27 protein-coding genes and 1 pseudogene are annotated in these 24,571 nt (G+C 70.1%); 20 read left to right on the top strand and 8 right to left on the bottom strand.

What is annotated here, in order from left to right:
* The first annotated feature begins 95 nt into the window (after positions 1-95).
* The 4 genes from ACRX5S_RS17420 to ACRX5S_RS17405 all read left to right on the top strand — a co-directional run bounded on the left by ACRX5S_RS17420 (position 96) and on the right by ACRX5S_RS17405 (position 3,685).
* Positions 96-764, top strand: coding sequence for a hypothetical protein (locus ACRX5S_RS17420; protein ID WP_436773854.1), 669 nt, complete (start codon positions 96-98; stop codon positions 762-764).
* Positions 765-940: 176 nt separating this feature from the next.
* On the top strand, positions 941-1,921 hold the full coding sequence (locus tag ACRX5S_RS17415) for an ABC transporter ATP-binding protein (RefSeq protein ID WP_436774053.1): 981 nt from the start codon (positions 941-943) through the stop codon (positions 1,919-1,921).
* Positions 1,918-2,835: an ABC transporter permease gene (locus tag ACRX5S_RS17410; protein ID WP_436773853.1), complete on the top strand. Its 918-nt coding sequence runs from the start codon at positions 1,918-1,920 to the stop codon at positions 2,833-2,835. Before ACRX5S_RS17415 ends, ACRX5S_RS17410 begins: the two co-directional genes overlap by 4 nt.
* 85 nt (positions 2,836-2,920) lie before the next feature.
* Complete coding sequence (locus tag ACRX5S_RS17405) at positions 2,921-3,685, top strand: hypothetical protein (RefSeq protein ID WP_436773852.1); 765 nt, start codon at positions 2,921-2,923, stop codon at positions 3,683-3,685.
* Between the two features lie 87 nt (positions 3,686-3,772).
* On the opposite strand, the gene ybaK is transcribed toward ACRX5S_RS17405, so the two are convergent.
* The 3 genes from ybaK to ACRX5S_RS17390 all read right to left on the bottom strand — a co-directional run bounded on the left by ybaK (position 3,773) and on the right by ACRX5S_RS17390 (position 6,642).
* Positions 3,773-4,285 carry a Cys-tRNA(Pro) deacylase gene (ybaK, locus tag ACRX5S_RS17400; RefSeq protein ID WP_436773851.1) on the bottom strand — a complete coding sequence of 171 codons (513 nt, stop codon included), beginning with the start codon at positions 4,283-4,285 and terminating at the stop codon, positions 3,773-3,775.
* 54 nt (positions 4,286-4,339) lie between these two features.
* Entirely contained in the window at positions 4,340-5,017 is a 678-nt protein-coding gene (locus ACRX5S_RS17395) for an LON peptidase substrate-binding domain-containing protein (protein ID WP_436773850.1), read from the bottom strand.
* 155 nt (positions 5,018-5,172) lie between these two features.
* Entirely contained in the window at positions 5,173-6,642 is a 1,470-nt protein-coding gene (locus tag ACRX5S_RS17390; protein WP_436773849.1) for a hypothetical protein, read from the bottom strand.
* Between the two features lie 621 nt (positions 6,643-7,263).
* Between ACRX5S_RS17390 and ACRX5S_RS17385 the strand changes: the two genes are divergently transcribed.
* The 4 genes and pseudogenes from ACRX5S_RS17385 to ACRX5S_RS17370 form a co-directional block, all read left to right on the top strand.
* Positions 7,264-7,812 (top strand): SMI1/KNR4 family protein, encoded by a 549-nt coding sequence (locus tag ACRX5S_RS17385; protein ID WP_436773848.1) that lies wholly within the window; start codon positions 7,264-7,266, stop codon positions 7,810-7,812.
* A gap of 1 nt (position 7,813) precedes the next feature.
* The gene (locus tag ACRX5S_RS17380) at positions 7,814-8,434 is read left to right on the top strand and encodes an SMI1/KNR4 family protein (protein ID WP_436773847.1); all 621 of its coding nucleotides are present in this window, start codon (positions 7,814-7,816) and stop codon (positions 8,432-8,434) included.
* A gap of 497 nt (positions 8,435-8,931) precedes the next feature.
* A complete protein-coding gene (locus tag ACRX5S_RS17375) occupies positions 8,932-9,567 on the top strand; it encodes a DNA/RNA non-specific endonuclease (protein WP_436773846.1) in 636 nt (211 codons plus the stop codon).
* Between the two features lie 61 nt (positions 9,568-9,628).
* Positions 9,629-10,081: pseudogene (locus ACRX5S_RS17370) on the top strand (hypothetical protein); the annotation flags it as partial.
* A 34-nt stretch (positions 10,082-10,115) separates the two neighbouring features.
* Here the strand turns inward: ACRX5S_RS17370 and ACRX5S_RS17365 are convergent.
* From ACRX5S_RS17365 to ACRX5S_RS17355, 3 genes are all read right to left on the bottom strand, one after another.
* Complete coding sequence (locus ACRX5S_RS17365; protein ID WP_436773845.1) at positions 10,116-11,582, bottom strand: oxidoreductase; 1,467 nt, start codon at positions 11,580-11,582, stop codon at positions 10,116-10,118.
* Between the two features lie 67 nt (positions 11,583-11,649).
* Positions 11,650-11,895: a DUF397 domain-containing protein gene (locus ACRX5S_RS17360; protein ID WP_436773844.1), complete on the bottom strand. Its 246-nt coding sequence runs from the start codon at positions 11,893-11,895 to the stop codon at positions 11,650-11,652.
* A gap of 36 nt (positions 11,896-11,931) precedes the next feature.
* The gene (locus ACRX5S_RS17355) at positions 11,932-12,813 is read right to left on the bottom strand and encodes a helix-turn-helix domain-containing protein (RefSeq protein WP_436773843.1); all 882 of its coding nucleotides are present in this window, start codon (positions 12,811-12,813) and stop codon (positions 11,932-11,934) included.
* A gap of 249 nt (positions 12,814-13,062) precedes the next feature.
* Between ACRX5S_RS17355 and ACRX5S_RS17350 the strand changes: the two genes are divergently transcribed.
* The 10 genes from ACRX5S_RS17350 (at position 13,063) to hisF (ending at position 20,178) form a co-directional block, all read left to right on the top strand.
* Positions 13,063-13,563, top strand: a complete 501-nt coding sequence (locus ACRX5S_RS17350) for an ATP-binding protein (RefSeq protein ID WP_436773842.1) — start codon at positions 13,063-13,065, stop codon at positions 13,561-13,563.
* An 83-nt stretch (positions 13,564-13,646) separates the two neighbouring features.
* Positions 13,647-14,975, top strand: a complete 1,329-nt coding sequence (hisD, locus tag ACRX5S_RS17345; protein WP_436773841.1) for a histidinol dehydrogenase — start codon at positions 13,647-13,649, stop codon at positions 14,973-14,975.
* On the top strand, positions 14,972-16,129 hold the full coding sequence (locus ACRX5S_RS17340; protein WP_436773840.1) for a histidinol-phosphate transaminase: 1,158 nt from the start codon (positions 14,972-14,974) through the stop codon (positions 16,127-16,129). Before hisD ends, ACRX5S_RS17340 begins: the two co-directional genes overlap by 4 nt.
* The gene (gene hisB, locus ACRX5S_RS17335; RefSeq protein ID WP_436773839.1) at positions 16,129-16,725 is read left to right on the top strand and encodes an imidazoleglycerol-phosphate dehydratase HisB; all 597 of its coding nucleotides are present in this window, start codon (positions 16,129-16,131) and stop codon (positions 16,723-16,725) included. The genes ACRX5S_RS17340 and hisB overlap by 1 nt, the downstream gene beginning before the upstream one ends.
* Positions 16,726-16,727: 2 nt before the next feature.
* Positions 16,728-17,405: a hypothetical protein gene (locus tag ACRX5S_RS17330; RefSeq protein WP_436773838.1), complete on the top strand. Its 678-nt coding sequence runs from the start codon at positions 16,728-16,730 to the stop codon at positions 17,403-17,405.
* Positions 17,402-17,554 (top strand): hypothetical protein, encoded by a 153-nt coding sequence (locus ACRX5S_RS17325; protein ID WP_436773837.1) that lies wholly within the window; start codon positions 17,402-17,404, stop codon positions 17,552-17,554. The genes ACRX5S_RS17330 and ACRX5S_RS17325 overlap by 4 nt, the downstream gene beginning before the upstream one ends.
* A 14-nt stretch (positions 17,555-17,568) precedes the next feature.
* On the top strand, positions 17,569-18,198 hold the full coding sequence (gene hisH, locus ACRX5S_RS17320; protein ID WP_436773836.1) for an imidazole glycerol phosphate synthase subunit HisH: 630 nt from the start codon (positions 17,569-17,571) through the stop codon (positions 18,196-18,198).
* Positions 18,199-18,275: 77 nt separating this feature from the next.
* The gene (gene priA / locus ACRX5S_RS17315) at positions 18,276-19,010 is read left to right on the top strand and encodes a bifunctional 1-(5-phosphoribosyl)-5-((5-phosphoribosylamino)methylideneamino)imidazole-4-carboxamide isomerase/phosphoribosylanthranilate isomerase PriA (protein ID WP_436773835.1); all 735 of its coding nucleotides are present in this window, start codon (positions 18,276-18,278) and stop codon (positions 19,008-19,010) included.
* The gene (locus ACRX5S_RS17310; protein WP_436773834.1) at positions 19,007-19,411 is read left to right on the top strand and encodes a RidA family protein; all 405 of its coding nucleotides are present in this window, start codon (positions 19,007-19,009) and stop codon (positions 19,409-19,411) included. The genes priA and ACRX5S_RS17310 overlap by 4 nt, the downstream gene beginning before the upstream one ends.
* On the top strand, positions 19,408-20,178 hold the full coding sequence (hisF, locus tag ACRX5S_RS17305) for an imidazole glycerol phosphate synthase subunit HisF (RefSeq protein WP_436773833.1): 771 nt from the start codon (positions 19,408-19,410) through the stop codon (positions 20,176-20,178). Before ACRX5S_RS17310 ends, hisF begins: the two co-directional genes overlap by 4 nt.
* Before the next feature lie 69 nt (positions 20,179-20,247).
* Here the strand turns inward: hisF and ACRX5S_RS17300 are convergent, their stop codons facing one another.
* On the bottom strand, positions 20,248-21,096 hold the full coding sequence (locus ACRX5S_RS17300; RefSeq protein WP_436773832.1) for an undecaprenyl-diphosphate phosphatase: 849 nt from the start codon (positions 21,094-21,096) through the stop codon (positions 20,248-20,250).
* A 176-nt stretch (positions 21,097-21,272) separates the two neighbouring features.
* Between ACRX5S_RS17300 and ACRX5S_RS17295 the strand changes: the two genes are divergently transcribed.
* Both ACRX5S_RS17295 and ACRX5S_RS17290 read left to right on the top strand, forming a co-directional pair.
* Positions 21,273-21,917, top strand: a complete 645-nt coding sequence (locus tag ACRX5S_RS17295) for a helix-turn-helix domain-containing protein (RefSeq protein WP_436773831.1) — start codon at positions 21,273-21,275, stop codon at positions 21,915-21,917.
* Between the two features lie 93 nt (positions 21,918-22,010).
* Complete coding sequence (locus ACRX5S_RS17290) at positions 22,011-23,495, top strand: MFS transporter (protein ID WP_436773830.1); 1,485 nt, start codon at positions 22,011-22,013, stop codon at positions 23,493-23,495.
* 189 nt (positions 23,496-23,684) lie between these two features.
* Here ACRX5S_RS17290 and ACRX5S_RS17285 read toward each other — a convergent pair whose 3' ends face one another.
* Positions 23,685-24,329, bottom strand: a complete 645-nt coding sequence (locus ACRX5S_RS17285) for a TIGR03085 family metal-binding protein (RefSeq protein WP_436773829.1) — start codon at positions 24,327-24,329, stop codon at positions 23,685-23,687.
* Positions 24,330-24,571: the final 242 nt, after the last annotated feature.

Raw genomic sequence — 24,571 nt, 5'->3', positions numbered from 1 at the left:
ACGGGCGCGCGGGCGTGGCACGATGGGGATGTCCGCGGGGGACAACCGGACACCACCCGTCGGCACGACCGCGCGACCCGATGGAGGACACGCCCATGGCCGGTTGGTCGAGACTCGGCCGCGCCGGGCTCGCTGCGGCCAAGGGCGGCCGCAAGTTGCAGCAGGCCGCGCGGGAGGCGGAGCGGCGCGACGCCGCGGGCGACTATCCGGCGTACCCCAAGGACCCCGCGGGCGACCGGCAGCCGGACGTCGACACCAAGCTGACCACCGCGCAGGCCGTGCTCCTGATCCGCTACATCGCGGGCCGCCTCGTCCTCGGCCGCCTGGAGATGTTCTTCCTCCTCAAGTACGCCCTGCTCGCCCTCGGCATCCTGCTGCTCTTCGGCGGTGTCACGATCCCGCTCGGAATCGTGCTGCTCGTCCTTTTCGCGCTGGCCGTCCTCGCGCAGTGGCTCATCTCCCGTACGGTCGGGAAACTGGCCGGCTTCAAGCGCCTCGCCGGGGCCGAGGACGCGTTGATGGACGCGACCACGGTGTGGTGGCCCAACCTCAAGCGCGAGCTGGTCCGGGTCGGCCTCCCCACCAAGCCCTGGACCCTCCTCAAGATGGGCGCCGCCTTCACGGCCCGGCGCCTGCCCGCCGACCAGGAGCGCGCGCTGCGCGACATCCAGTGGCGCGGCGCGGTGCTGCCGCGCGACCAGTGGGGCCGCGCGCGGCAGGTCCTGGCCAGGGGTGCGGCACGGGGAGCCCCCGCCGCCACGTAGAGTTTTGGGGCACGGATTCCGTCCCTGCCACACCGACAGCATCCGCAAGCGACAGACGACACCCCGGCGCGCCGCGGCGGCCGCACGGGCAGGAGAGGCACGACGTGGCCATTCTCGGCGCAGCGATCACAGGGGAGTACCAGGGGAGGGGGCACGCCGCCCCCGACACCGGCCCCGTGCGCGGCTCCGACGCGGCCTGCTACCGGGTCTCCGGGCTGAGCAAGAAGTACCGCACCGGACGCCGCCGCGCCGCGACCTCTGTGCACGCCAACGCCGACATCGACCTCGACATCCGGCGCGGCGAGATCTTCGGGCTGCTCGGCCCCAACGGCGCCGGCAAGTCCACCCTCGTGCGCCAGCTCACCGGCCTGCTGCGGCCGGACGCCGGGTCGATCGACCTGCTCGGATACGACGTCGTGCGCAGGCCCGAGGTCGCCGCCCGGCTGGTGGCGTACCTCGGCCAGGAGTCCGGCGCGCTCGACGAACTGACGGTCAGTCTGGCGATCGAGACCACCGCCCGGCTGCGCGCGCTCGCCTCGGACCGGGCCCGCGACGCGCGTGCGGAGGTCGTGGAGGAGCTGGGGCTGCGCGACATCGCGGAGCGTCCGATCAAGAAGCTGTCGGGCGGGCAGCGACGCCTCGCGTGCGTCGCCACCGCACTGGTCGGTGACCGCCCGGTGCTGGTGCTGGACGAGCCGACCACCGGCATGGACCCGGTCGCGCGGCGCGCGGTGTGGGCCGCGATCGACCGCCGTCGGGCGGACCGCGGCACCACGGTCGTGCTGGTCACCCACAACGTCATCGAGGCCGAGACGGTCCTCGACCGCGTCGCGGTGCTCGACGAAGGCCGCGTCATCGCCTGCGACACGCCGGGCGGCCTCAAGGCGACCGTCGGCGACGAGGTGCGCCTCGAACTGGTGTGGCGCGGCGACCCGCCGCTCGACGACCCGGCGGTGGCGCGCCTCGCGCGCGACGCGGTGCGGATCGGGCGGCGCTGGACGACGCGGATGGACCCGGCGACCGCGCGCGAGCTGCTGGCGGCCGTCACGGCGGGGCCCGCGTTCGCGGTGCTGGACGACTTCACACTGTCGACGCCGAGCCTGGAAGACGCGTACCTCGCCCTCGGCGGGCGCCACGAGGGGTTGGTCAAGGGATGACGACGGTGGGCACACCGAGGTCCGCGGCCGGGGCGTCCGCGGCGGGGGCGTCCGCGGCCGGGGCGGCTGTGGCGGGGGCGTCCGTGGCGGGGGAGTCTGCCGCGGGGGCCGCGCCGGGTGGGGCGTCCCCGACGGGGCTCGTCGCCGAGCGCCCGCAGGTGGACCTCGCCCCCTCGACGCCGCTGTGGGCCGGTCTCGTCGCGGTCTACCGCGCGCAACTGTCACGTACGCGTGTCTCGCGCGTACCGCTCCTCTTCGTCGCCGTCTTCCAGTCGGTCGGCATCATGATCCTCATGCGCGGCGTCGTCGACACCGGCTCCGACAGCGCGCGCGAGGCCGTCGTCGCGGGTTCGAGCGTGCTCGTCGTCGCGTTCGTGGCGCTCAACCTGCTGGCCCAGCACTTCGGCGCGCTGCGGGCCGCGAACGCGCTGGACTACTACATGACGCTGCCGGTGCGCCCGGCCGCCGTCGTGCTGGGCATGGCGGCGGCGTACGCGTCGTTCACCCTTCCGGGCACCATCGCCACGGCGGTCACCGGCGCCCTGATGTTCCAGCTCCCGCTGGCGAACCTGTGGGCGCTGCTGCTCGTCGTACCGCTGTCGGGCGCCGCCCTCGCGGGGGTCGGGGCGGTCTTCGGACTGCTCGCCCCGCGGCAGGAACTGGCCACCTTGCTCGGCCAGTTGGGCATGTCGGCGGCGCTGCTGCTGGGCGTGATCCCGGCCGACCGCATGCCGCGCGTGATCGAGCTGGGCCGCGACCTGTTGCCGTCGTCGTATGGGGTGGACGCGTTCATCGCCACGTACGGCACTCCGGACTGGACGGCCTTCGCCGCGAACCTCGCCGTTTGCGCGGGGGTCGGCGTGGCGATGCTCACCCTCGCGACGTGGGCGTTCCGGCGCACTTCGCGGGGATGAGGGATGCGTACGGCACCCGGCTGAACCCGCCGGACACCGCGCCCGCCGACCGGCACTCCGACCACGAGCATGGGATTCTGACCGCATGACGTCGCCCTGGCAGTTCGACCAGAACGCTGCCTCCGCCCCGTCCGCCGCCCTGCCGGACTACCCCCAGGGGCCCGGACACGCCGCGAACGACCTCCGGAAGACGGGGTGGGACGCCGCGCGCGGCGACGTCATCGCGGGCGGCATCGTGCTCGGCATCTGCCTTCTCGTGGGGGTGGCCGCCGGGGCGGTCTGGTTCGCCATCGCGCCGGACATCCCGAAGATCATCGTGGACCACGTCGAATACCTGCGGCCGAACGCGCCCACCGAGGCGGAGATCGCACGCGACGGCTGGTTCGCGCTGATCGGCTCGGTTGTCGGGCTGGTACTGGCGATCGTCGCGTTCTGGAAGGGCCGCAAATACAGCATCGGCGTGGCGGTCGGGCTCGGCGTGGGCGGGATGCTCGGGTCGTACCTCGCCTACAAGGTCGGCGGCGCGCTCGGCCCCGACACCTTCGGCGAACAACTGCTCGAGCGGGACGGCCGCATCGCGTTCGACGAGCCGCTGCGCATCCAGGCCAAGGGCGTCCTCTACCTGTGGCCGATGGCGTCGGTGATCCTCTTCCTGTGCCTGACCGCGGGCTTCGGCCCGCGCGACCGCACCCCGAAGAGCTTCCCGTGGCCCCCGCAGTCGCAGCCGCAGATGCCGTACGCCCCGCCGCCGCCGGGGACCGCTCCGCAGCAGCCGTCGCCGACCGGGCACCCGGACGACCCTTACGCCCCGCCGCCCGCAGGACCGGACCTCACCAAGCGCGCCGACTGACGGCGCATCTTCCCGGCCCCGCTACCCCCGCCCGATGGTTGCCGTCTTCGTGCCTGTCATCCCCGGCAGCTCACCCGGCGCGTCCCGCTACTCCCGCCCGATGGTTGCCGTCTTCGCGCCCGTCATCCGCAGCAGCTCACCCGGCGCGATCTCGATCTCCAGCCCGCGCTTCCCGGCGGACACGAAGACCGTCTCGTGCTCCAGCGCGCTCACGTCGACAACCGTCGCCAGGCGCTTCTTCTGGCCGAGCGGGGAAATGCCGCCGAGGACGTAGCCGGTCGTACGCTCGGCCGCCGCCGGATCCGCCATCGCCGCGCGCTTCCCGCCGACCGCGGCCGCGAGCGCCTTGAGGTCGAGCTTGCCCGCGACCGGGACGACGCCGACCGTCAACGTCCCGTCGACGTCCGCGACCAGCGTCTTGAACACGCGGTCGGCGGAGACACCGAGCGCCGCGGCGGCCTCCTCGCCATATGACGGGGCGTCAGGGTCGTGCGCATACGAGTGGAGGGTGAACGCGACACCCTCACGCGTCAGGGCGACAGTTGCGGGCGTACCCCCTTGTGCCCCCTTGCCCTTCCCCCCGGATTTGGCCTTGGCCACAGCAGTTCCCCTGGTCCTGTTGCTCGTGCGTTCCGTACTCGCCGAGGGCACTCATCAGTTGGGCGCCGTACCCTGCCGAAGCAATTCAACCGCCGGAAGCGCCCGGATGTGCTCAAGCAGCGCGTTCTCGCGCCGCAGCAGGGACAGCTCCGCGCGCAGGCGTACCGTGCCGTCCTCGGCGACCAGCAGGCTCTGCTTGTCCGACAGGTCCAGCACCATCGCGGCGGCGACCAGGTACGACAGCACCACCGCGTCGTCCGGCAACTCCGGCAACTCCACCGGCCCGCGCCCCTGGGCCCCGGTCAACTTGCGCTGGTACTCCGCGAAGGCCCGGGACACCGCGAGCGTCATCACCTCGGCGTCGTCCCCCTTCGGCTCGGCCATCGCCTCGACCTCGCCGACGAGGTACGGCCCCGAGTCGTCCACCGCCAGCAGCCGGAACCGCGTGGCCCCGGTGGCCACCACATCGAACCGCCCGTCCGCGTGCGGTCGGATCGTCGCCACCTCGGCAACACACCCCACCGGGAACACCGCGTCGACCGGATCCCCCGCCAGTTCCCCCACCTCGCGCCCCGACCGCAACGCCACCACCCCGAACCGCCGCTCCCCCTCCGGCAGAGCCAACAGATCCCGCACGAGACGCCGATAGCGCTCCTCGAACACGTTCAGGGGCAGCACAAGACCCGGATAGAGCACCAAGTTGAGCGGAAACAACGGCAGCCGATCGGTCACAGGACAGAAGCCTATGGTCTCAACCCGCCCCTTCCCCCCTGGGTTTCCGTCATCCGCGTGGGCGCGGCGTGATTCAAAGCCGACGTCGAGAAGCCCCACGCCGCGCTTCCGCTCACGCATGCCATCTCCGCACGCCCGTGTCCGTCTCCGAGTTCTCAGCCGCTCATTCCGTCGGCAGGGCCGGTCAGTTCACGTCCCTGGCGGCTGCCACGGGCTTCGCCCCGGACCGTGACACCAGGTGTTGTCTCCGCGGCGTGGCCTCTGCCGGCCGCTCCCGTCGGGGTCCTGGACTCACTCGACCGCGGAGCCGAGTGCACCTGGTGCACCGGAGTGACGCCGCGTGCGGCCACCTGCGCCGACGCGGCGCCGTGCTGGGGTACCGGACTCGGGGCCTGAGCCGAACTCGGCTCCTGCCTTGCCTGCGACACGGGACCGGGCCGGTGAACCGGCGATGGTGCTTGGGCTTGTGAAGGCACCTCTGCACGCGATGGTGCTTGGGCGGGTGAATGTGCTTGGCCTTGCGATGGTGCTTGGCCCTGCGCTGGCGTTTGGCCTTGTGAAGGAGCCTGGACCTGTGCAGGCGCCAACTGGGGCCGACTGGGCAAGGGCTTGGCATCTTGGTCGACGTGCTGGGCCGGAGTTTTCCAGGGCCCTTTCGCCTGCTGCGACGGGGTATGGTCAAGCCAAGGGTTTTTCGGGGGAGTGTAGCCGGGCCCCCACTGCCCCTTGTATTCGATCCGGGTCGCTTCGGCGCGATTGAAATTGTCGATCGTCGTGTGGAACTTGAGATAGTCACGCGGCACATCGTTCGCGGAGCGACCGAACGGCTCCATGATGTACCCGAAAGTTGTCCTGCCTACCTCGTCCGCCTGTTGTTGGTTGACGACGGCCGCCATGGCGCTATCTGCTTCCTGCTCGTACAGGCTGGTGCCGGCGTATTCCCCGGAGTGCGCCACGACAATGGCCTTGCTCAGTTCGTTCGTCGGAGTCGGTCCGTAGTACTTGTCGTTCAGCGCGCTTATGCGCTCTGTGCGGATTTCGGCCACCGGTGGAATCGAGTTCAGGTCGCCGGTGAATCCCGCTTCCTTCAGTTCCTTCCGGTGCCGGTTCTCGACCTCATGGTTCGGTGCGTCTCTGAAGAAGGCCACTTGCGCCGTGTACTCGGCCGCGACACGGCGCTCGGCCGCTGCGGCCTCGGGTGTCCGTACGTCCCGGATCACCACGCGTGACAGTTCCTCCCGCGCCATATTCTTCCAGGCCGCCAGATGTCGGGAGGCATTGCCGATCAGGTGCCCGATCTCGTGGGCGACCAGCGCCGCGATTCCGTGCTTAGTGGACTTGTTGACTCCTGGTTGACTCCCGAATTTGACCGATTCCTCCGCATAGGAGTTGCCGGCCTCGTTGGTGAACAGGTCTGCGTTGTACCAAAGGTGGGATGCTGCCTCAGGGACGGGTCGCCTGAACGCGCGGGGGCGCCACACGGTGTGGCTGTCGGGCAGTACGGTGCCGGCGATCGACGCTCCCGGTTTGTGCCCCGTCCGCGCCAAGAGTCTGTCCGGTGTCACGATGGAGAGGTCGCCCAGATTGGTCACGCGGTAGTGACGGAGCATGACCAAGTTGTCCATGGTGAACAGACGAGCCGACTCGATCGTCGATCTCCAGATGGACTCTTCTGCCGGTTGCCTGGTTCAGCCCCGCCGAGAAGATCTGCCGGACCTCGTCGAGCGTCGTGGCGTCGCAAAGCGCTCTGCGCGTTGCGTAGTTGCGAACGGTGTCGGTGACCAGCGGCATGGCGGCGAACGTCCGCGCGAGCCGGCTGGTCCAGTTAGGATTTCCGGATTCCGCCACTGTGCCCCTTTGCCCTCAGCGATCATGGCAAAGGTCTAGCGCGGGTGTACGCCATGTGCCATCCGCGGAACGCGAGTATGCACGGTGAAATCGGCACTTGGTCTGCGCGCGCCGGGTGGGCCTGACCGTCGGCTGCCGCGTGGCACCGGCAACTGGGCCTGTGCTCGCTGCAAGCGGGGCATTTCAGCGATGCGAGCGACCCCTTGGTCGGCATCAGAAGCTACTGCGGTCGAATACGACAGTCAGAGCACCGAGTTGAGCGGAAACAACGGACCCGCTCGGTCCCAGGTCCAGGGCGTGTGGGCTCACCCCCGACGTTCGCAGTGGAAGCATTCGGAATGCCCTGGCTCCGAACTGTGTGACACGGATGTTGCGCCACCGACCAGCGGAGGTAGCTGATGAACCACATGGAACAGCTGGTGAGTCTGTTGGGGCCGGCGCCTCGGACTCATGCCGACCCCGCGCATTGGGAGGCGTTGGAGCGTTCGCTGGGGTTGGTGCTTCCTGGTGATTTCAAGGAGTTCATTGACGGCTACGGACCTTGCTCCCTGGCGGAGTTCCTAGACGTACTGCACCCGGCCGGTGCGACCTTCAACCTGGGGAGGTTCTGTAGGGAGTGGATCGACCTCTCGCAGGTGTGTGTGAACGAGGACGTCCCGTACGTGGTGGGCACGGCCCCCGGCAATGTGTTGCCCGTGGGGTCGACTGAGCACGGGGACATCGTCTACTTCGTCCTCGCCGAGGCGGACCCGAACGCGTGGCCCGTCGGTGTCGCGGCCCGCAGCTCCGAAGCCGTGTGGTTCGAGTTCCCCATGTCGTTCACCGAGTGGCTGGTGCGGGTCCTCAGAGGTGGCGCGGGGATGGGGTTCCTCCCGGACGATTGGCCACCCGACCGCCTTGAATGTATTCCTGAGTCCGAATTCTGGAGCCCGGCCCAGGACGGTTGAGATGGATCGCGGCGAGTCTGTATTATTCAGCCGGACAGGTGCAGGGAGAAAGCAGCAGCCTGTCCCGACTATTCATGGGGATGTTGAAGTGCCGTCCAATGACTGGGTTGGCCGTCTTGCCGAGGCGGTGGGTCTTCCGGAGTCGCTCGATTTTTTCGTGGATTGGGGAGCGGCGGAATCCGCGCTGGGTGCGGTGTTGCCCAGTGATTACAAGCGGGCTGTGGAGTACTTCGGTTCGGGAGAGTTCGACGGATATATCGGGTTCCTGGTTCCCTTCTCGGAGAATTCCCTGCTCGATCTCCAATTGAGCAACGACGAGCTGAACGCCGTACTGGAAAGACATCCGAACTATCGGGAGTTCTATTCGCCGTACGCGGTCTATCCCCAGTCCGGCGGGCTCCTGGACTGGGCCTACTGTGGTTACGGACAGCGCTTCTACTGGCTTACTGATGGCGATGATCCCGACCGGTGGCCTGTGATCGCATGGCAGGACCGAGGGCACGAGAAATTCCGATTCGACGGATCGACATCAGAGTTCTTGTATCGTTTGCTGACCGAGGATCTGGAGATCGATTTCATCCCGGAGAGGAGGATTGAGGGACCGTTGACCTTCCGGCAGTAAGCACTGCAAGCCTCTGGTGGTCAAGGACGGTCGAGGACTCCTGTGGCGGTGTCGGCGGTGCCTGCCGGGGCCCAGCCGAGGAGTCACCTCTCCCGGCACCCGAGGAGTCGATCGGCCGCCTGACACCGAACTCGGACGAGGTCGACAATGCACGATGACGGACGCGCCGCGGGTCGTCCGCGCGCTGACTCCGGCGGGATGGATGAGGGACTCGGCTGTTGACGCGGGCCCAGGTGATGGAGCGACCAGCGGCGGAATGGCTCGCAGGGGCGGTTGAGGATCACCCTCGACCGAGCACGATCCGGCCTCCGACGCCGCCAACTCCGGTAATAGACCAGGCCGCCGCCTTGATCGCAGCGATCCGGGCCGGAATCCGCACCGGGTCCATCCTCCACGCCGCTTCTTCGCAGCCGACTGGCACCGCGCCTTACACGCCACCCCAAGAGCCGGTGGACCGGTTTATGAGTGGCGCAGCAGCGTAGGAATTTGCTCTCGAGATGCAAGAAATCCTCTCGCGGGCTCCCGGCGCTCCGGCTCCGGCAAGTGATGGTTCATGGGACATTTGCGGGCTTCCGACTGATGCGCGAATACGCTACAACCCATATTCGTATGATCCGGTTGCCGGAAGTACGGTTGCGCGGGGCGGATGGGGAGTCCTTTGCGAAGGTGACCATGCGTATGGAACCGAAGCGAAGAAGAGTATTCACCCGCCGGGATGGCCGCAGGTTCGGAACTCGGCTGGAGACCTTGTCTGGGCCAAGAATCACCCATATGCGCGCTGTCACGCCGTGGGTAGCCAACTCGGCGGTTCGGGTGACCTCAAGGAAAATCTGTTCACCTGTCCGCAAGCCGCCACCAACAACTCTTGGATGAAGCGCGTGGAGAATCAGAAGCGAATCAAGATCGAAGAATCAGGAAATGCTGCACTGTATTTCTCCACGCCTATTTATCTGAATCAAAGTGACGCCAAGCCGTCCGCTGTAATAATGCAGGTCTACATGATGAATCGCGCGACTGCTATGATAACGCCATTTTGCAGCGTGGTGATCCCGAGCAGGCTGGGTAGGCCGGGGGATGTTCAGAACGGGAATAAGGCGGTGACCGACTATGTCCAGGCCAAGTGCAAGGCTTAGTGATGCCTATGGCGTGCATCCAGGTGCCCCACGTGAGGTGGATTAGGGTGATGTTGAGGATCGCCTTGGGGTCGCTCTTCCCGACGACTATAAGGATGTATTGCAGCAGTTCCCGGGGATCTGTGTGGCCGATTTCATCATGATTTTGGAGCCGGGCTGCACGGAACTAACCCTCGACATGCCCGAGGGTGCCCTGGGGCATCGGGAGGACATGTCGGACGAATATCGGGAGCCGCACTCCCGGAGTCTTTATCCCGACTCGATCGGTCCGCAGTCGTTGTTGCAGTGGGCCGTTACAGAAAACGGTGACTATTGCTACTGGGTGACGGACGCCGCCAGTCCGAATGACTGGACGGTGGCGATTTCCACCCGCAAGGGATGGAAATGGTCATTCTGTCCCGGTGGCATGGTCGACTTCCTTGTTGCCCTCGTAGATGGCAGTGGAAGTGTTTCCGGTGAGGTCGCCCATTTTGCGGAAGCCGGCGACGGCATTAGCTTCGACGAGGGGGAATAGGGGGTCTGTGACGGCTGGTTCGTTATCTCCACGACTATGGGCGGTTGAGGACTCTTGTGGCGCCTGCGGCGGCGGCGCCGGCCAGGGCCCAGCCGAGGAGGACGAGGGTGTAGGCGAGCCATTGGGCCCAGCCGCCGGGGTTCCAGGCGGCTTCCTGGCCCACGGTGACGACGGGGATCAGCAGGTCGACGGTGTAGAAGAACGCGTTCCAGTGGGGGGCTTCGTCGGCTTTCACGGGGGTGGGGCGGTCGATGGCGAAGGCGACGGTGCCGAGGGCGATGAGCGCCGCGAGCCAGGCGAGGGCGCGGGCGGGGCGGTAGCCGTAGCCGATGGCGGCATCTTGGAGGTGGCCCCAGATGCGGCCGGCGAGTCGGAGGGTCTCGTGGTTGCGGCGCTGTTTGGCGAGGAGGACGCTGCGGGCCTCTTCGTCCTGGCCGGAGGCGCGGTAGGCGGCGGCGAGTTGTTCGTACGGCTGCGGCTCGTAGTCGGGTGTGGCGGCGGCCAGCCAGCGGAGGCGCTGGCGGAGGTTCATGGGCGAGGTCGAGCGCAGGACGGTGTACGTCATGCCGCCGATCGAGATCTTGCCCGGGCCGGCAGGCCACGTGTCGGGGGTATCGGTGAGGGCGCCGAGTTGGGCGCCGCTGAGCCGGATCTCGCCCTGCGGGTCGGGGACCATGACCAGGGAGAGCGTGCGCGCGGTCACGCGCCAGAGGACGAGTTCCTCGGCCGGGTCGCGGAGGATGTCGGCCTCGTCGATCACCAGCGCGTCGCCGAACCGGGCGTCGTTGAAGCGGATCGACCCGGTGGCGGCGAAGCTGTCGCTGAGGTGGAGGGTCTGTTCGACGTACATTCCGGCGCCGTCGAGGGCGAAGTGGCGGTGGCCGCGGGCGTTCGTGCCGGGGGTGGCCTCCAGGCGCGCCCGGTAGAAGGTCGCCCGGCCGCCGATCCGCGCGCTGCGCAGGCTGACGGTGCCTGAGGCGTGGAACGGGCCGTGGGCGCTGAGGTCACCGCTGATGTTGACGCCGTCCGCGCCGAGCGAGCGCCCGTCGCGCATGGGGGTGAGTCGGGAGCCGTGCAGGACGAGGTCGGTGCCTATCTGCGCGTCGGTCAGGACGATGCCTTCGCGGATCAGGCAGGTGCTCAGGCACAGGTCGCCGTCGACGCGCACCCGCCGCGCGCGGACTGCGTCGATCGAGCAGCCTATGAAGCGGATCGTGCCGGTGTTGGCGTCGCTGAGGATGACGCGGTCGTCGAAGCGGCAGCCGCGCATGTCGACGTACGCCTCCACCCTCGCGCCGCGCAGGTTGAGCGGCCCGGTGATGCGGGCGCCGATCACGTCGAGGGCGGGTGTACGCCCCGGAACCAGGTCCGCCTCGCCGAGCAGCAGCCGGGTCAACACCTCGGCGCGTACGGTGCGTTCGGGCCCCAGTCGCGGCCCGTGTCGGCATCCGGCAGCGGCCAGTCCGAGGATGTCGGCCCGGCCACCACCCCGAACACGCACTGCTCCCCGTTGCGGTACGCCTCCCAGACCCGCCGCTCGGCGTCGCTGAGGTCCCCCGGGGCGGCGGTCACGCGGTCGTGGCCCGGCGTTCGAGGAAGGATCTCCAGGAGCTGGCGGAGAAGCGGAGATGCGCGGACGCCGGCCTCTTGGAGTCGCGGACGAGGGTGGCCGGGGGCGCCGAAACCGCCTCTACGCAATCGCCGTTCGCGCCGCTGTGCGAACTCCTGTGCCAGGCACGAGAAGCCGTCGCCTCGACGCATTGGTGATCAACACCGCTGTACGAACTCCTGCGCCACGCAACGCCGTGCCCCATCCGCTCCCACCTTCGACGACCTGCCATGACGACCTGTCACAGATCGTCGCGCAAACGGTCGATGAAGGCCAGCGAGCGCTTGGGGGACGCCGCGATCGCGCGTAAGCGGTCGAACACGTGCGCGTACTGGCGGACTTGCTCGGGAGCCTCGACGTAGCGGCCGCCTGTGAGGCTCTCCAGGTAGACCACGTCGAGGTCGCGCAGATCGGGGAACCCGATCAGCGCGAACGGCCCGTCGAGCCCTGGATGGGCGCCGACGTCGAACGGCAGTACCTGCACGGTGACGTTCGGCAGCCGCGCCAACTCCCGGAGGTGCGCAAGCTGTTCGCGCATCGCCGGGACGCCGCCGACGGCGTGCCGCAGCGCCGCCTCGTGCACGACCGTCCACAGCCGCAGCGGCGCCGACTCGCGCGTGAGGGCCTGCTGCCGCGCGGCCCGTACGTCCAACCGCTGCCGGATCTCCTCCTCCTGGTAGCCGCCCGGGTGGGCGCCGATCACCGCGCGGAGGTAGCTCTCGGTCTGGAGCAGGCCGGGGACAAGCAGCGTCTGGTAGTTGCGCACATCGGACGCCGTCGCTTCCAAGGCGATCAGGTCGATGTAGCCCGGGTCGAGCACGTCGCTGTAGTCGTGCCACCAACCGCGCTGGTAACTGGACCGCGCCAGGGCCTCCAGCGTCACGCGCGCCGCCGGGTCGTCGACGCGGTAGCGGTCCAGCAGGTCGCGGACGTCGCGGGCGCGCACGCCCGACTGGCCGTTCTCGATGCGGCTGAGTTTGGAAGCGTGGCAGTCGAGGACGCGCGCCGCGTCCTCGGCGGTGAGGTTCGCTTCCTCGCGGAATCTTCTGAGCGCGTTCCCGAGCTGGCGTCGGCGGACGGATGGTCCAGGAAGCGCGGGCATGACGGACTCCTCGTCGTTCATGCGTGTTTTGGATAATAGAGACTTGCGAAATAAGCGGGTGACAGCCACGATCGTAGCAGGGTTGGTTGCGCTGAGTAGGCCTCTCGTCACGCTGGAGAGCGGGACGTCGGCATGCCGCGCCATGTCGCTCCGAGAGGTCGCCTCATGTCGTCGTCATCGTCGTCGTCACCCGTGCCCAGACACGCGTCCTCATCTACGCCGAGCCCCGCGCCCTCGCCCGTGCCCAGGCCCGCGCCCTCGCCCTCGCCCGTGCCCAGGCCTGCGCAGCCGCAGGCCGGTCGATCCCACTCGCTGACGCTGCCCTGCGCCCCCGTCGTCGTCCCCCAGGTCCGCGGTCTCCTCGGCGACCTGCTCCTCGCCTGGGGCCTGCCCCGCGGGCACGAGCTGGCGTACGACCTCCGCCTCATCGCCAGCGAGCTCATCGCCAACGTCATCGAGCACGCCTCCGACTCCGCGCCCGACCTCACCGTCCTCCTCGAACTCTCCGACACGCCCCCCGACGACATCTCGGGTGAGCTCCCCGGCGAACCCTCCGGCGCCACCCTCTCCTTCGGCGTACGCGACGGCCACCCCTTCCTCCCCGAACCCCGCGACGGCGCCGACTGCCCCGACGACACCTCCGGCCGCGGCCGCCTGATCGTCCGTACGCTCGCCGCCGAGGCCGGCGGGACCACCCAGGTCGAACGCCACCCCGACGGCAAGACCCTGTGGGTACGGCTGCCCTGGCCGGGGGCGCAGCCCGGCGCGTGACGCCGCTCACGCCAACCGGAATCCGCGTCTCACGACCCGACACGCGCGGACCCGCGTTCCGCGCCCTCCCTACACTGGGACAGGTGATCTCCCGTATCGATCTGCGCGGCGCGGCCGGCCGGGCTGTCCTGGACAGCCCCGCGGCCCTGCGCGACGTCATGCCCCGTGCCGAGTTCGACGTCGAGGCGGCCTTGGAGAAGGTCCGTCCCATCTGCGAGGACGTACGCCATCGCGGGGTCGAGGCGCTGGTCGAGATCACCGAGCGTCTCGACGGGGTGCGGCTGACGGACATCCGGGTCCCGGCCGACGTGATCGCCCGATCCCTCGCCGAGCTGGACCCGAAGGTGCGCGCCGCGCTCGAAGAGACGATCCGCCGCGCCCGCATCGTGCACCGCGACCAGCGCCGCACCGACGTGACCACCCAGGTCGCCCCCGGCGGCACCGTCACCGAGCGGTGGCTGCCGGTGGAGCGCGTGGGGCTGTACGTCCCCGGCGGCCTGGCCGTCTACCCGTCCTCCGTGGTGATGAACGTCGTCCCGGCCCAGGAGGCCGGCGTCGCCTCGCTCGCCGTCACCTCGCCGCCGCAGAAGGAGTTCGGCGGCCTGCCGCACCCGACGATCCTGGCCGCGTGCGCCCTGCTCGGGGTGGACGAGGTGTACGCGGTCGGCGGCGCCCAGGCCATCGCGATGTTCGCGTACGGCGCGGGCCCCTGCGACCCCGTCAATCTCGTCACCGGGCCCGGCAACATCTACGTCGCGTCCGCGAAGCGCCTGCTCAAGGGCCGCATCGGCATCGACTCCGAGGCCGGACCGACCGAGATCGCGGTGCTCGCCGACGCCACCGCCGACCCGGTGCACGTGGCGTCCGACCTGATCAGCCAGGCCGAGCACGACACCCTCGCCGCCTCGGTCCTGGTCACCGACTCGCCCGAGCTGGCCGACGCGGTCGAGGCCGAGCTGAAGAGCCAGGTCGCCGCGACCAAGCACGTCGAGCGCGTCACCGCCGCCCTCTCCGGCCGCCAGTCAGGCATCGTGCTGGTCGACTCCGTCGACGACGGCCTGAAGGTGGTCGACGCGTACGCCGCCGAACACCTGGAGATCCAGACCGCGGACGCCTCCGCCGTCGCCGCCCGGGTGCGCAACGCGGGCGCGATCTTCGTCGGCCCGTGGGCGCCGGTCTCGCTCGGCGACTACTGCGCGGGGTCCAACCACGTGCTGCCCACCGGCGGTTGCGCGTGCCACAGCTCCGGCCTGTCCGTGCAGTCGTTCCTGCGCGGCATCCACGTGATCGACTACAGCGAGAGCGCGCTCGCCGAGGTCGCGCACCACGTGGTGACCCTCGCCGAGGCCGAGGACCTGCCCGGGCACGGCGCGGCCATCAAGGCGCGCTTCGGATGGGCGGTGCCGGAATGAGCAACGGCAAGCGCGACGGCCACGACGGCAAGCGCGACGACCAGGCCGGGCGCACCCGCATCGACGACCTGCCGATCCGCGACGAGCTGCGCGGCCAATCGCCGTACGGCGCACCGCAGTTGCAGGTCCCGGTGCTACTCAACACCAACGAGAACCCGTACCCGCTCCCGGACGAGCTGGTCGACCGCATCGCCGAGCGGGTTGCGGAGGCCGCCCGGCACCTCAACCGCTACCCGGACCGCGACGCGGTCGAGCTGCGCACGCGTCTCGCGGAGTACCTGTCCGAGGCCGGCGGCGTCGAGCTGACCGCCGGGCACGTGTGGGCGGCGAACGGCTCCAACGAGGTCTTGCAGCAACTGCTCCAGGCCTTCGGCGGGCCGGGGCGCAGCGCGCTCGGGTTCGACCCGTCGTACTCGATGCACGCGCTCATCGCGCGCGGCACCGGCACCACGTGGATCTCCGGCGCGCGCCGCGACGACTACGCGATCGACCTGGACGACGCGCTCGCGGCGATCGCCGAGCACCGGCCCAACGTGGTGTTCCTGTGCTCGCCCAACAACCCGACCGGCACCGCGCTCGACGGCTCGGTGGTCGAGGCGGTGTACGACGCGGCGCAGGCGGCCCGGCCGTCCCTCGTCATCGTCGACGAGGCCTATGTGGAGTTCTCGCACCACGCGTCGCTGCTCACGCTGCTCGACGGGCGGCCCAACCTGGTCGTGTCGCGCACGATGTCCAAGGCCTTCGGTGCGGCCGGGCTGCGGCTCGGCTACCTGGCGGCGGACCCGGCGGTCGTCGACGCGGTGCAGCTCGTACGCCTGCCGTACCACCTGTCGAGCGTCACCCAGGCGACCGCGCTGGCCTGCCTGGAGCACACCGGCACCCTGCTCGGGTACGTCGCCGAGCTCAAGCGCCAGCGCGACCGCATCGTCGCCGAGCTGACCGGCATGGGCTGCGAAGTCACCGCGTCAGACGCGAACTTCGTGCAGTTCGGCCGCTTCGAGGACACGCGGGCCGTGTGGCAGGCGATCCTCGACCACGGCGTGCTGGTCCGCGACAACGGGGTGCCGGGCATGCTGCGGGTGACCGCCGGCACCGACGAGGAGAACACCGCGTTCCTCGACGCGATGCGCGCCGTACTGAAGGAGATCAACTGATGGCCCGGATCGGCCGCGTCGAACGCGCCACCAAGGAGACGTCCGTCCTCGTCGAGGTGAACCTCGACGGGACCGGTCGGGTCGAGGTCGCCACCGGCGTCGGGTTCTTCGACCACATGCTCGACCAGCTCGGCAAGCACGGCCTGTTCGACCTGACCGTCAAGACCGACGGCGACCTGCACATCGACTCGCACCACACCATCGAGGACACCGCCCTCGCGCTGGGCGGCGCGTTCCGCCAGGCCCTCGGCGACAAGGCCGGCATCCGCCGCTTCGCCAACGCGTCGGTGCCGCTGGACGAGGCGCTGGCCCAGGTCACCGTCGACCTCTCCGGCCGGCCGTACCTGGTGCACAGCGAGCCCGAGGGCATGGCCCCGATGATCGGCCCGTCGTACGACACCACCCTGACGCGCCACATCCTCGAATCCTTCGTCGCCCAGGCGCAGATCTGCCTCCACGTCCACGTGCCCTACGGCCGCAACGCGCACCACATCGTCGAGGCCCAGTTCAAGGCCCTGGCCCGCGCGCTCTCCGACGCGTGCGCGATCGACCCGCGGCGCGCGGGCGTGATCCCCTCCACCAAGGGCGCGCTGTAGGGATGGGCCAGACGTACCAGCACATCCTCGTGCGCGCCGACGCCACCGAGGTCGTCGCGGCGATGCTGCCGGGCGACAACGGGTACGCGCTGCCGCTCGGGGACGGGCTCAGTGCGTTGCTCATGGACGAGCGGGAACAGAACCTCGGCGAGGAGGCCGAGCGCCTGAGCGGCGCGCTACGCACGGACGCGGCGACGGTTGCGGTGGTCATGTCGGACCACCTGCTGATCACCGTCTACCGCGACGGCCGCGAGGTATGGGACTACGACTCCGCGGTGGAGGACGAAGCGCACCGACTCACCGAGGGGCCCGACGGGAAGCTGCGCTTTCCCGACGGCACGGTGTTCGATCCTTACCATGACGAGTTCCCGCCCCCCAAGCCGAGCGGCACGGACCCGCGTTGGATCACGCCGTTCGCGACGGTGCCCGTTGACGCGGCGGCGATCTCGGGTGTTCTGGCCAATGGGTCGGATGAGCCCGAGGGGCGCCATTTGTTCGCGGAGGCCCAACACGGCGAGTTGTACGGGGCCCTCGGCCTGCCTGAACTGCTCACCGGCTATGGGTACCTGACGTACGACCTGCCGAGCACTCCCGATCTGCAAGTGCTCTTCGCCGACGCGATCCCGTTCGGCGACGTGCCCGAGATAGTCGGATCCGCATCCACAGAAGGCGTTTCATGAGCGGTATCGCCGTCGTTCTCATCGCGCTCGGGCTGTTCCTGATCGGCGGGGTCATCTCGTTCGTCAAGCAGGGCATGCCGAAGGGCGTCATCGTGCTGCTCGGGCTGTGCGGGGCGATGTCGCTCGCGGCCGGGCTGCTGCGGGTCTAGGAGGGGATCACGTCATGAAGAAGGTCGTCATCCTCGACTACGGGTCGGGGAACCTCCGCTCGGCCGAGCGCGCGGTGGCCCGGCTCGGGGTCGAGGTCGAGGTCACGGCGGACTACGCCACCGCACTCAACGCGGACGGGCTGATCGTGCCCGGCGTCGGGGCGTTCGCCGCGTGCATGGAGGGCCTCAAGGCGGTACGCGGGGACCGCATCGTCGACCGGCGCATCGCCGGAGGGCAGCCGGTGCTCGGGATCTGCGTCGGCATGCAGATCCTGTTCGAGCGCGGCGTGGAGCACGGCGTCGAGACCGCCGGCTGCGACGAGTGGCCCGGCACGGTCGAACGCCTGGAGGCGCCGATCGTGCCGCACATGGGGTGGAACACCGTCGACGCGCCCGAGGAGACCGTGCTGTTCGCGGGCCTGGACGCCGACACGCGCTTCTACTTCGTGCACTCGTACGGCGTCCGCAAGTGGGAACTGCCGCCGTCCGAGCACCTGGCGCCACCGCTGGTCACCTGGTCGACGCACGGCACGCCGTTCGTCGCGGCCGTCGAGAACGGGTACCTTTCGGCCACCCAGTTCCACCCCGAGAAGTCCGGCGACGCCGGGGCGGCCGTGCTCCGCAACTGGCTTGCCACCCTCTGACTCCGAATCCACCGCAGTCTCCGATGCCGCCCGAGCCACCGAAGCCGCCCGAGCCACCCCGAAGGATCGTTGAGAACATGAGCGAGACCCGCCGCCTGGAACTGCTGCCCGCCGTGGACGTCGCCGACGGCCAGGCCGTGCGGCTCGTGCAGGGCGAGGCCGGTTCCGAGACGTCGTACGGCGATCCCCTGGCCGCGGCGATGGCCTGGCAGAACGCCGGAGCCGAGTGGGTCCACCTGGTGGACCTCGATGCCGCATTCGGGCGCGGCTCCAACCGCGACCTGCTCGCCGAGGTGACCGGCAAGCTGGACATCCAGGTCGAGCTGTCCGGCGGCATCCGCGACGACGAGTCCCTGGCCGCCGCGCTCGCCACCGGCTGCCGCCGGGTGAACCTCGGCACCGCGGCGCTGGAGTCGCCGGACTGGGCGCGTTCGGCGATCGCCCGGTACGGCGACAAGATCGCGGTCGGGCTGGACGTACGCGGCACCACGCTCGCCGGCCGCGGCTGGACCCGCGAGGGCGGCGAGCTGTTCGAGACGCTGGCCCGCCTCGACGCCGACGGCTGCGCCCGCTACGTGGTCACCGACGTCAACAAGGACGGCACCCTCACCGGCCCCAACCTCCAGCTCCTGCGCGACGTCTGCGCGGCCACCGACCGCCCGGTGGTGGCCAGCGGCGGCGTCTCGTCCCTCGACGACCTGCGGGCCATCGCCGAGCTGGTGCCCCTCGGTGTGGAGGGCTCCATCGTGGGCAAGGCTCTCTACGCGCAGGCGTTCACCCTCGAAGAGGCCCTGGAGGCGGTGTCGCGATGACGGACGCGCGTGACGGAGTGCGGCGGATCTCCTCGGGAGGCCCGTACGAAGACGTCATCGGCTACTCCCGTGCCGTCGTCGTCGGCGACCTCGTGCTGGTCTCCGGCTGCACGAGCATCGTCGACGGCCTGTTCGTCGGCGAGGGCGACCCGTACGAGCAGACGCTGACCGCCTTCCAGGTGGCCGAGAAGGCGCTGGGCCAGATCGGGCTGAACCGCGACGACGTCGTCCGCACCCGCATGTACATCACCCACGCGCGCGACTCGGAGGCCGTCGGCCGCGCGCACAAGGAGATGTTCGACACCGCACGGCCCGCCGCGACGATGGTCGTGGTGGCCGGGCTGATCGACTCGCGCATGCTGGTCGAGGTCGAGGTCGAGGCCTACCGGGGGGCGAAGTGAGCCTCGCGGTACGCGTCATCCCGTGCCTGGACGTGGACGCCGGCCGCGTGGTCAAGGGCGTCAACTTCCAGAACCTGCGCGACGCCGGCGACCCGGTCGAGATGGCCCGCGTGTACGACGCGGAAGGCGCCGACGAGCTGACCTTCCTCGACATCACCGCGTCCTCGGGCAGCCGCGAGACGACGTACGACGTCGTGCGCCGCACCGCCGAGCAGGTCTTCATCCCGCTCACCGTCGGCGGCGGCGTCCGCACCGTGCAGGACGTCGACAAACTCCTCCGCGCGGGCGCCGACAAGGTCGGCGTCAACACCGCCGCCATCGCCCGCCCCGAACTGATCGCCGAGATCGCCGACCGCTTCGGCGCCCAGGTCCTGGTCCTCTCCGTGGACGCCCGCCGCTGCCCCGCGGGCGTCACCACCGACTCCGGCTTCGAGGTCACCACCCACGGCGGCCGCACCGGCACCGGCATCGACGCCATCGCCTGGGCCGCCCGCGCCGCCGGACTGGGCGCCGGCGAGATCCTGCTCAACTCCATGGACGCCGACGGCACCAAGGACGGCTACGACCTGGACATGATCCGCCAGGTCCGCGCCGAGGTCACCATCCCCGTCATCGCCTCCGGCGGCGCCGGCGCCCTCGACGACTTCGCCCCCGCGGTGGAAGCCGGCGCCGACGCCGTCCTGGCCGCCAGCGTCTTCCACTTCGGCGACCTCCGCATCCCCCAGGTCAAGGAAGCCCTCCACACCGCCGGACTCCCAGTCCGCTGACCCACCCGAAGAGCGGCGGCCCCATCGGGCCGCCCCTTCGCGTGTGCCCGGGCCGCGCCGGACGGGGGTTCAGGAGTCGAGGTAGCCGGAGGCGAGCATGCCGATCAGGGCCAGGCCTACGAGGACTCGGTAGACGGCGAAGCCGTTGATGGTGTGTTTGGAGACGAACTTGAGGAGCCAGGCGACCGAGGCGTAGGCGACGACGAAGGAGACGCCGGTGCCCACGGCGAGGGCGAGGCCGCTGGTGTGGCCTTCGGTGGCGTCCTTGAGTTCGTAGATGCCGGCGCCGGTGAGGGCGGGGATCGAGAGGAAGAAGGAGAGGCGGGTCGCGGCGACGCGGTCGAGGCCGAGGATCAGCGCGGTCGAGATGGTCGCGCCGGAGCGGGAGAAGCCCGGGAAGAGGAGCGCGAGGATCTGCGAACTGCCCACCAGCATCGCGTCCTTGAGGGTGACCTCGGCCTCGCCGCGGCGGCGTCCCCGCTTGCCGCCGACGGACTCGGCGTACCACATCACGCCACTGCCGACGATGAGGGAGCCGGCGACCACCCACAGTGAGGCGAGGGGGCCGTGGATGAGCGGCTTCATCGCGATGCCGACGATCACGATCGGGATCGTCGCGTAGATCACCCACCACGCGAACTTGTAGTCGCGGTCGTGGCGCTGCTCCTTGTGCGCGATGCCCTTACCCCAGGCGGACACGATGCGCACGATGTCCTTGAGGAAGTAGACGATCACGGCGGCGATGGCGCCGACCTGGATCACCGCGGTGAAGCCGACCACCGACTTGTCGTCGACGTCGATGCCGAGCAGGCCTTCGGTGATCTTGAGGTGTCCGGTCGAGGAGACCGGCAGGAACTCGGTGAGTCCTTCGACGACGCCGAGGATGACCGCGTCCATGACGCCGATGCTCGAACTCACTAACGAACTCTCCTCGGAGGGTGATCAATTGGCGTGCGGATCCTCGCACCGTGAGGTGAACGGGACAAGGACGCCGGGTCAACGTACGGCTATCCGGGTGAGTGCATGTCGGGTTCCGGAGGAGAAGATGTGAAAGAAATATTGCGAAAGAAGTCTTTCGGAACTACGGTGGTGCCATGGCTGGGAAATCGACGTCCGGTACGGACGGTGGGGAAGGCCTCGGCGGGCAGAGCGACGCGGTGCGCGCCGAGCGGAATGTTCGGAATACGCGTGATGTGGAGGCGCTCAAGGTCTTCACCCACCCGCTGCGCCTGCGCGTGCTGCGCCTGCTGCGCTCCGAGGGGCCCGCGACCGCGTCCGGCCTCGCCCGGGTGCTCGGCGCCACGCCCTCGCTGATCAGCTATCACCTGCGGGCGATGGCGAAGCACGGCTTCATCGGCGAGGACCCCGAGGCGTCGGCCGACGGCCGCGAGCGGCGCTGGATCGCGCACAACGACCTGCGGTTCAGCACCGCCGACTTCAGCGGTGACGAGGTCGCCGTCGAGATCGCCGACGCCGTCGTCCTGACCGCGCACGCGGACGTCACCGACCTGTTCGAGAAGTCGCTGCGGCACGTGAAGACGATGGGCCTCGACTGGCAGAACGCGTCCTTCTCCGCCGCCCCCGCGCTCCGCCTGTCCGCCGCCGAACTCCAGTCGCTGTACGACGAGTTGTTCGCCGTCGTGGACCGCTACCGGGGGCGCACCGGGGACGCCGACGCGGACGGCGGCCCCCGCGAGCGCGTGCAGCTCGAACTGCTCGGGTTCCCGTACACGCCCTGAGCCGGCGTCCTTTCCGGTTCGGTTTGCAGTCCCGTCCGTGGTCCGTCCCGCAGTTCCACCCCCGGAGCCCTATCCGCCGACCACCCTCGCGAGGTGACCGTGAACCGCCCTTCGCACACCAAGCGTTCAGCGCGCACCGCAACCGCGGCCGCGTCCACCGGTCCCGCGGCACGCGACGAGACGGAGGATGTACGGCCGCGCTCCGGGCCCGGATCGGCCGTCTACCGCTGGCTGGCCGCCTACGGGGCCTCCCTCGTGGGCGACCAACTGTGGTTCATGGCCCTGTCCTGGCAGGCGGTCGAGGCATCCGGGGCCGCCGCGGCCGGTCTCGTCGTCACGCTCGGGACCGTGCCCCGCGCGATCCTCATGCTGCCCGGCGGATCCATCGCCGACCGGTTCGGCGCGCGGCGCGTCGTCATCGCCAGCGACCTGGTCCGCTGCCTGGTCATGGTCGCCGCCGCCGCGACGGTCGCCCTCGCCGCCCCAGGCATCGCCTTGCTGGCCGTCGTGGCACTGCTCTTCGGTGCGGTGGACGCGCTGTTCATGCCCGCGGTCGGCGCCATGCCCGCGACACTGACGACGCCCGACCAGTACGCCCGTGTCCAGGGCCTGCGCAGCCTCGCCAACCGCTGCGCGGCCGTGGCGGGCGGGCCCGTCAGCGGCCTCGCGCTCGCACAAGGGGGAGTGTCGGGTGCGTTCGCGGCAAGTGCCGCGCTGTTCGCGGTCTCGCTGGTGTTGTTGTGGCAACTCCGGCCGGTGGTAAGGCTGGTCGCCGATTCAACGGGAGTCGGGAGGGGCGCCGGTCACGCGGAGTCGAAGGAGGAGGCGGCCCGCGGTGGCGGGCAGCGTCCGAGCGGACGCGATGAGGGCGAGTCGGCCCCGTGCACCGACGAGTCGGCCCCGTGCACCGACGAGGGGGCGGCCGCGCGTACCGACGACGACCAGCCCGAGCCCGCCGCCGACAGCGGCGTCCGCGCCGGGCTGCGCTACGCCTGGTCCGTCCCGCTCCTCAAGTACACCCTCATCGTCGCGATCATCGCCGAACTCGGCTTCAGCGCCCCCATGAACATCGGCGTCGTGCTGCTGTCCGCCGAGCGCGGCTGGGGGCCCGGCGGCCTCGGCCTGCTGATCGGCGCGTGGGGCGTCGGCGCGGTCGCCACCGGCCTGATCCTGTCCGTACGCGGACACGTGCCGCGCGCCGGACGGGTGATGCTGGGCAGCCTCGTCCTGTCCACCGTCGGCATCGCGGCGACCGGCCTCGCGCCGGGCCTGCTCGCCGCCGCCGCGGGCGCGGCCGTCCTCGGCCTCGGCTCCGGCCTGTGGGGCGGACTGTGCGGTGCGCTCATCCAAACCACGGCCGCCCGCCCGATGCTCGGCCGCGTCGTCTCGGTGCAGATGCTCGGCGCGATCGGCCTGGCGCCGATGACGTACCCGCTCGCCGGCCTGCTCTCCGGCGCGGTCGGACCCGCGCCGGTGTTCCTGGCCGGGGCTGCTGTGTCGGCGGTGGGGGTGGTCATCGGGGCGGCCTGCCGCCCGCTGCGCCGCTTCGAACTGCCCCGTCCGGGCACCGACGCCTGACGGGTACGCCCCGCGTGGTCACCCCACCGCGCGTGGCCCGCGCGGCACCGGCGCCACGAACGGCATCAGGCAGCCCGAGCTGCCAAGCGGCACCGGCAGTACAAACCAACGCGAGCAGTCCACGAGGCACCGGCAGTACAAGCAGGCAGCACGAGCAGCACAAAGGGGCCCAAGACCACGGGTCCGAGCTCACAACCCCGTAGGAGTCTCCTCCAACCGCCGCACCGCGTCCGGATCCCCCTCGGCCGTCACCAGCGCCTGGCTTTTCCGCCCGTACACGTACAGAAGCAGCTCCGCCGGCGGCCCGGCCAGCGTGACCAGCGGCGCGCCCTTGCGAACCCGCACCGGTTGCGCCTCCTCCGCGGTGTCGGTACGCCGCAGCTCCACGCCGACCGGCACCTTCCGCAGCATCAGCTTCGCGCCCGTCCGCACCCGCTTCCACAGGAACTCGGTCAGACCCGGCTCCAGGTCGCGCGGTTTGAAGTCCGGCCGCGCGCGGCGCACGTCCTCCAGATGGACGAAGTACTCCATCGTGTTGGCCGCCGTGTCCACCCCCGGGATGCCGAACAACGAGAGCCGCGGAGGACCGGTGCGCACCAGGTGGATGAGCTCCTCGTACGGCAGCGCCGCCTTCTTCAGGCGCACCTTGTCGGTGTACCCGGCGAGCGGCTTGAACAGGATGCCGGGGGAGGAGTCGGGGCGACGTTCCCGCACCACCAGGTGGGCGGCCAGGTCGCGCGCGGTCCAGCCGGCGCAGAGCGTGGGGGCGTCCGGTCCGACCTGGGAGAGGAGGTCGGCGAGTGCGGCGCGTTCCGTACGGGCGTAGGAGGCCATGCGCCGCATCGTTCCGGCGCGGCGTGCCGAGGTCAAGGCACGCTCGCCACCGACCCGCCCCGCGGCGCCCCGACCCGGAGAACGCCCGGCACCCCGGCCGGGGGAATGCCCAGTACCCCAACCCCGGGAATGTCCGGCACCCACCCCGGGGAATGCCCCGCGCCCCGCCACACTTGTGAACAGCAGATGAACTGACCAGCGAGCAGACATCCCGCTTCCCCGAGGCCGGCGTCGCGCGACGC

Origin of the sequence: Yinghuangia sp. YIM S09857 (assembly GCF_051388915.1) — a bacterium.
Classification (GTDB): Bacteria; Actinomycetota; Actinomycetes; order Streptomycetales; family Streptomycetaceae; genus Yinghuangia.
Note: the sequence above shows the minus strand (reverse complement) of the source record. Positions and strands in the feature narration are given on the sequence as shown.

What these genes read in the sequence shown, in the direction of transcription:
- ACRX5S_RS17420 (WP_436773854.1), top strand. Translation starts at nt 96, where the DNA reads ATGGCCGGTTGGTCGAGACTCGGCCGCGCCGGGCTCGCTGCGGCCAAG.
- ACRX5S_RS17410 (WP_436773853.1), top strand. Translation starts at nt 1,918, where the DNA reads ATGACGACGGTGGGCACACCGAGGTCCGCGGCCGGGGCGTCCGCGGCG.
- ACRX5S_RS17405 (WP_436773852.1), top strand. Translation starts at nt 2,921, where the DNA reads ATGACGTCGCCCTGGCAGTTCGACCAGAACGCTGCCTCCGCCCCGTCC.
- ACRX5S_RS17390 (WP_436773849.1), bottom strand. Translation starts at nt 6,642, where the DNA reads ATGGACAACTTGGTCATGCTCCGTCACTACCGCGTGACCAATCTGGGC.
- ACRX5S_RS17385 (WP_436773848.1), top strand. Translation starts at nt 7,264, where the DNA reads ATGAACCACATGGAACAGCTGGTGAGTCTGTTGGGGCCGGCGCCTCGG.
- ACRX5S_RS17380 (WP_436773847.1), top strand. Translation starts at nt 7,814, where the DNA reads ATGGATCGCGGCGAGTCTGTATTATTCAGCCGGACAGGTGCAGGGAGA.
- ACRX5S_RS17375 (WP_436773846.1), top strand. Translation starts at nt 8,932, where the DNA reads ATGCAAGAAATCCTCTCGCGGGCTCCCGGCGCTCCGGCTCCGGCAAGT.
- ACRX5S_RS17360 (WP_436773844.1), bottom strand. Translation starts at nt 11,895, where the DNA reads ATGGGGCACGGCGTTGCGTGGCGCAGGAGTTCGTACAGCGGTGTTGAT.
- ACRX5S_RS17355 (WP_436773843.1), bottom strand. Translation starts at nt 12,813, where the DNA reads ATGAACGACGAGGAGTCCGTCATGCCCGCGCTTCCTGGACCATCCGTC.
- ACRX5S_RS17340 (WP_436773840.1), top strand. Translation starts at nt 14,972, where the DNA reads ATGAGCAACGGCAAGCGCGACGGCCACGACGGCAAGCGCGACGACCAG.
- hisB (WP_436773839.1), top strand. Translation starts at nt 16,129, where the DNA reads ATGGCCCGGATCGGCCGCGTCGAACGCGCCACCAAGGAGACGTCCGTC.
- ACRX5S_RS17330 (WP_436773838.1), top strand. Translation starts at nt 16,728, where the DNA reads ATGGGCCAGACGTACCAGCACATCCTCGTGCGCGCCGACGCCACCGAG.
- ACRX5S_RS17325 (WP_436773837.1), top strand. Translation starts at nt 17,402, where the DNA reads ATGAGCGGTATCGCCGTCGTTCTCATCGCGCTCGGGCTGTTCCTGATC.
- hisH (WP_436773836.1), top strand. Translation starts at nt 17,569, where the DNA reads ATGAAGAAGGTCGTCATCCTCGACTACGGGTCGGGGAACCTCCGCTCG.
- priA (WP_436773835.1), top strand. Translation starts at nt 18,276, where the DNA reads ATGAGCGAGACCCGCCGCCTGGAACTGCTGCCCGCCGTGGACGTCGCC.
- ACRX5S_RS17310 (WP_436773834.1), top strand. Translation starts at nt 19,007, where the DNA reads ATGACGGACGCGCGTGACGGAGTGCGGCGGATCTCCTCGGGAGGCCCG.
- ACRX5S_RS17295 (WP_436773831.1), top strand. Translation starts at nt 21,273, where the DNA reads ATGGCTGGGAAATCGACGTCCGGTACGGACGGTGGGGAAGGCCTCGGC.
- ACRX5S_RS17285 (WP_436773829.1), bottom strand. Translation starts at nt 24,329, where the DNA reads ATGGCCTCCTACGCCCGTACGGAACGCGCCGCACTCGCCGACCTCCTC.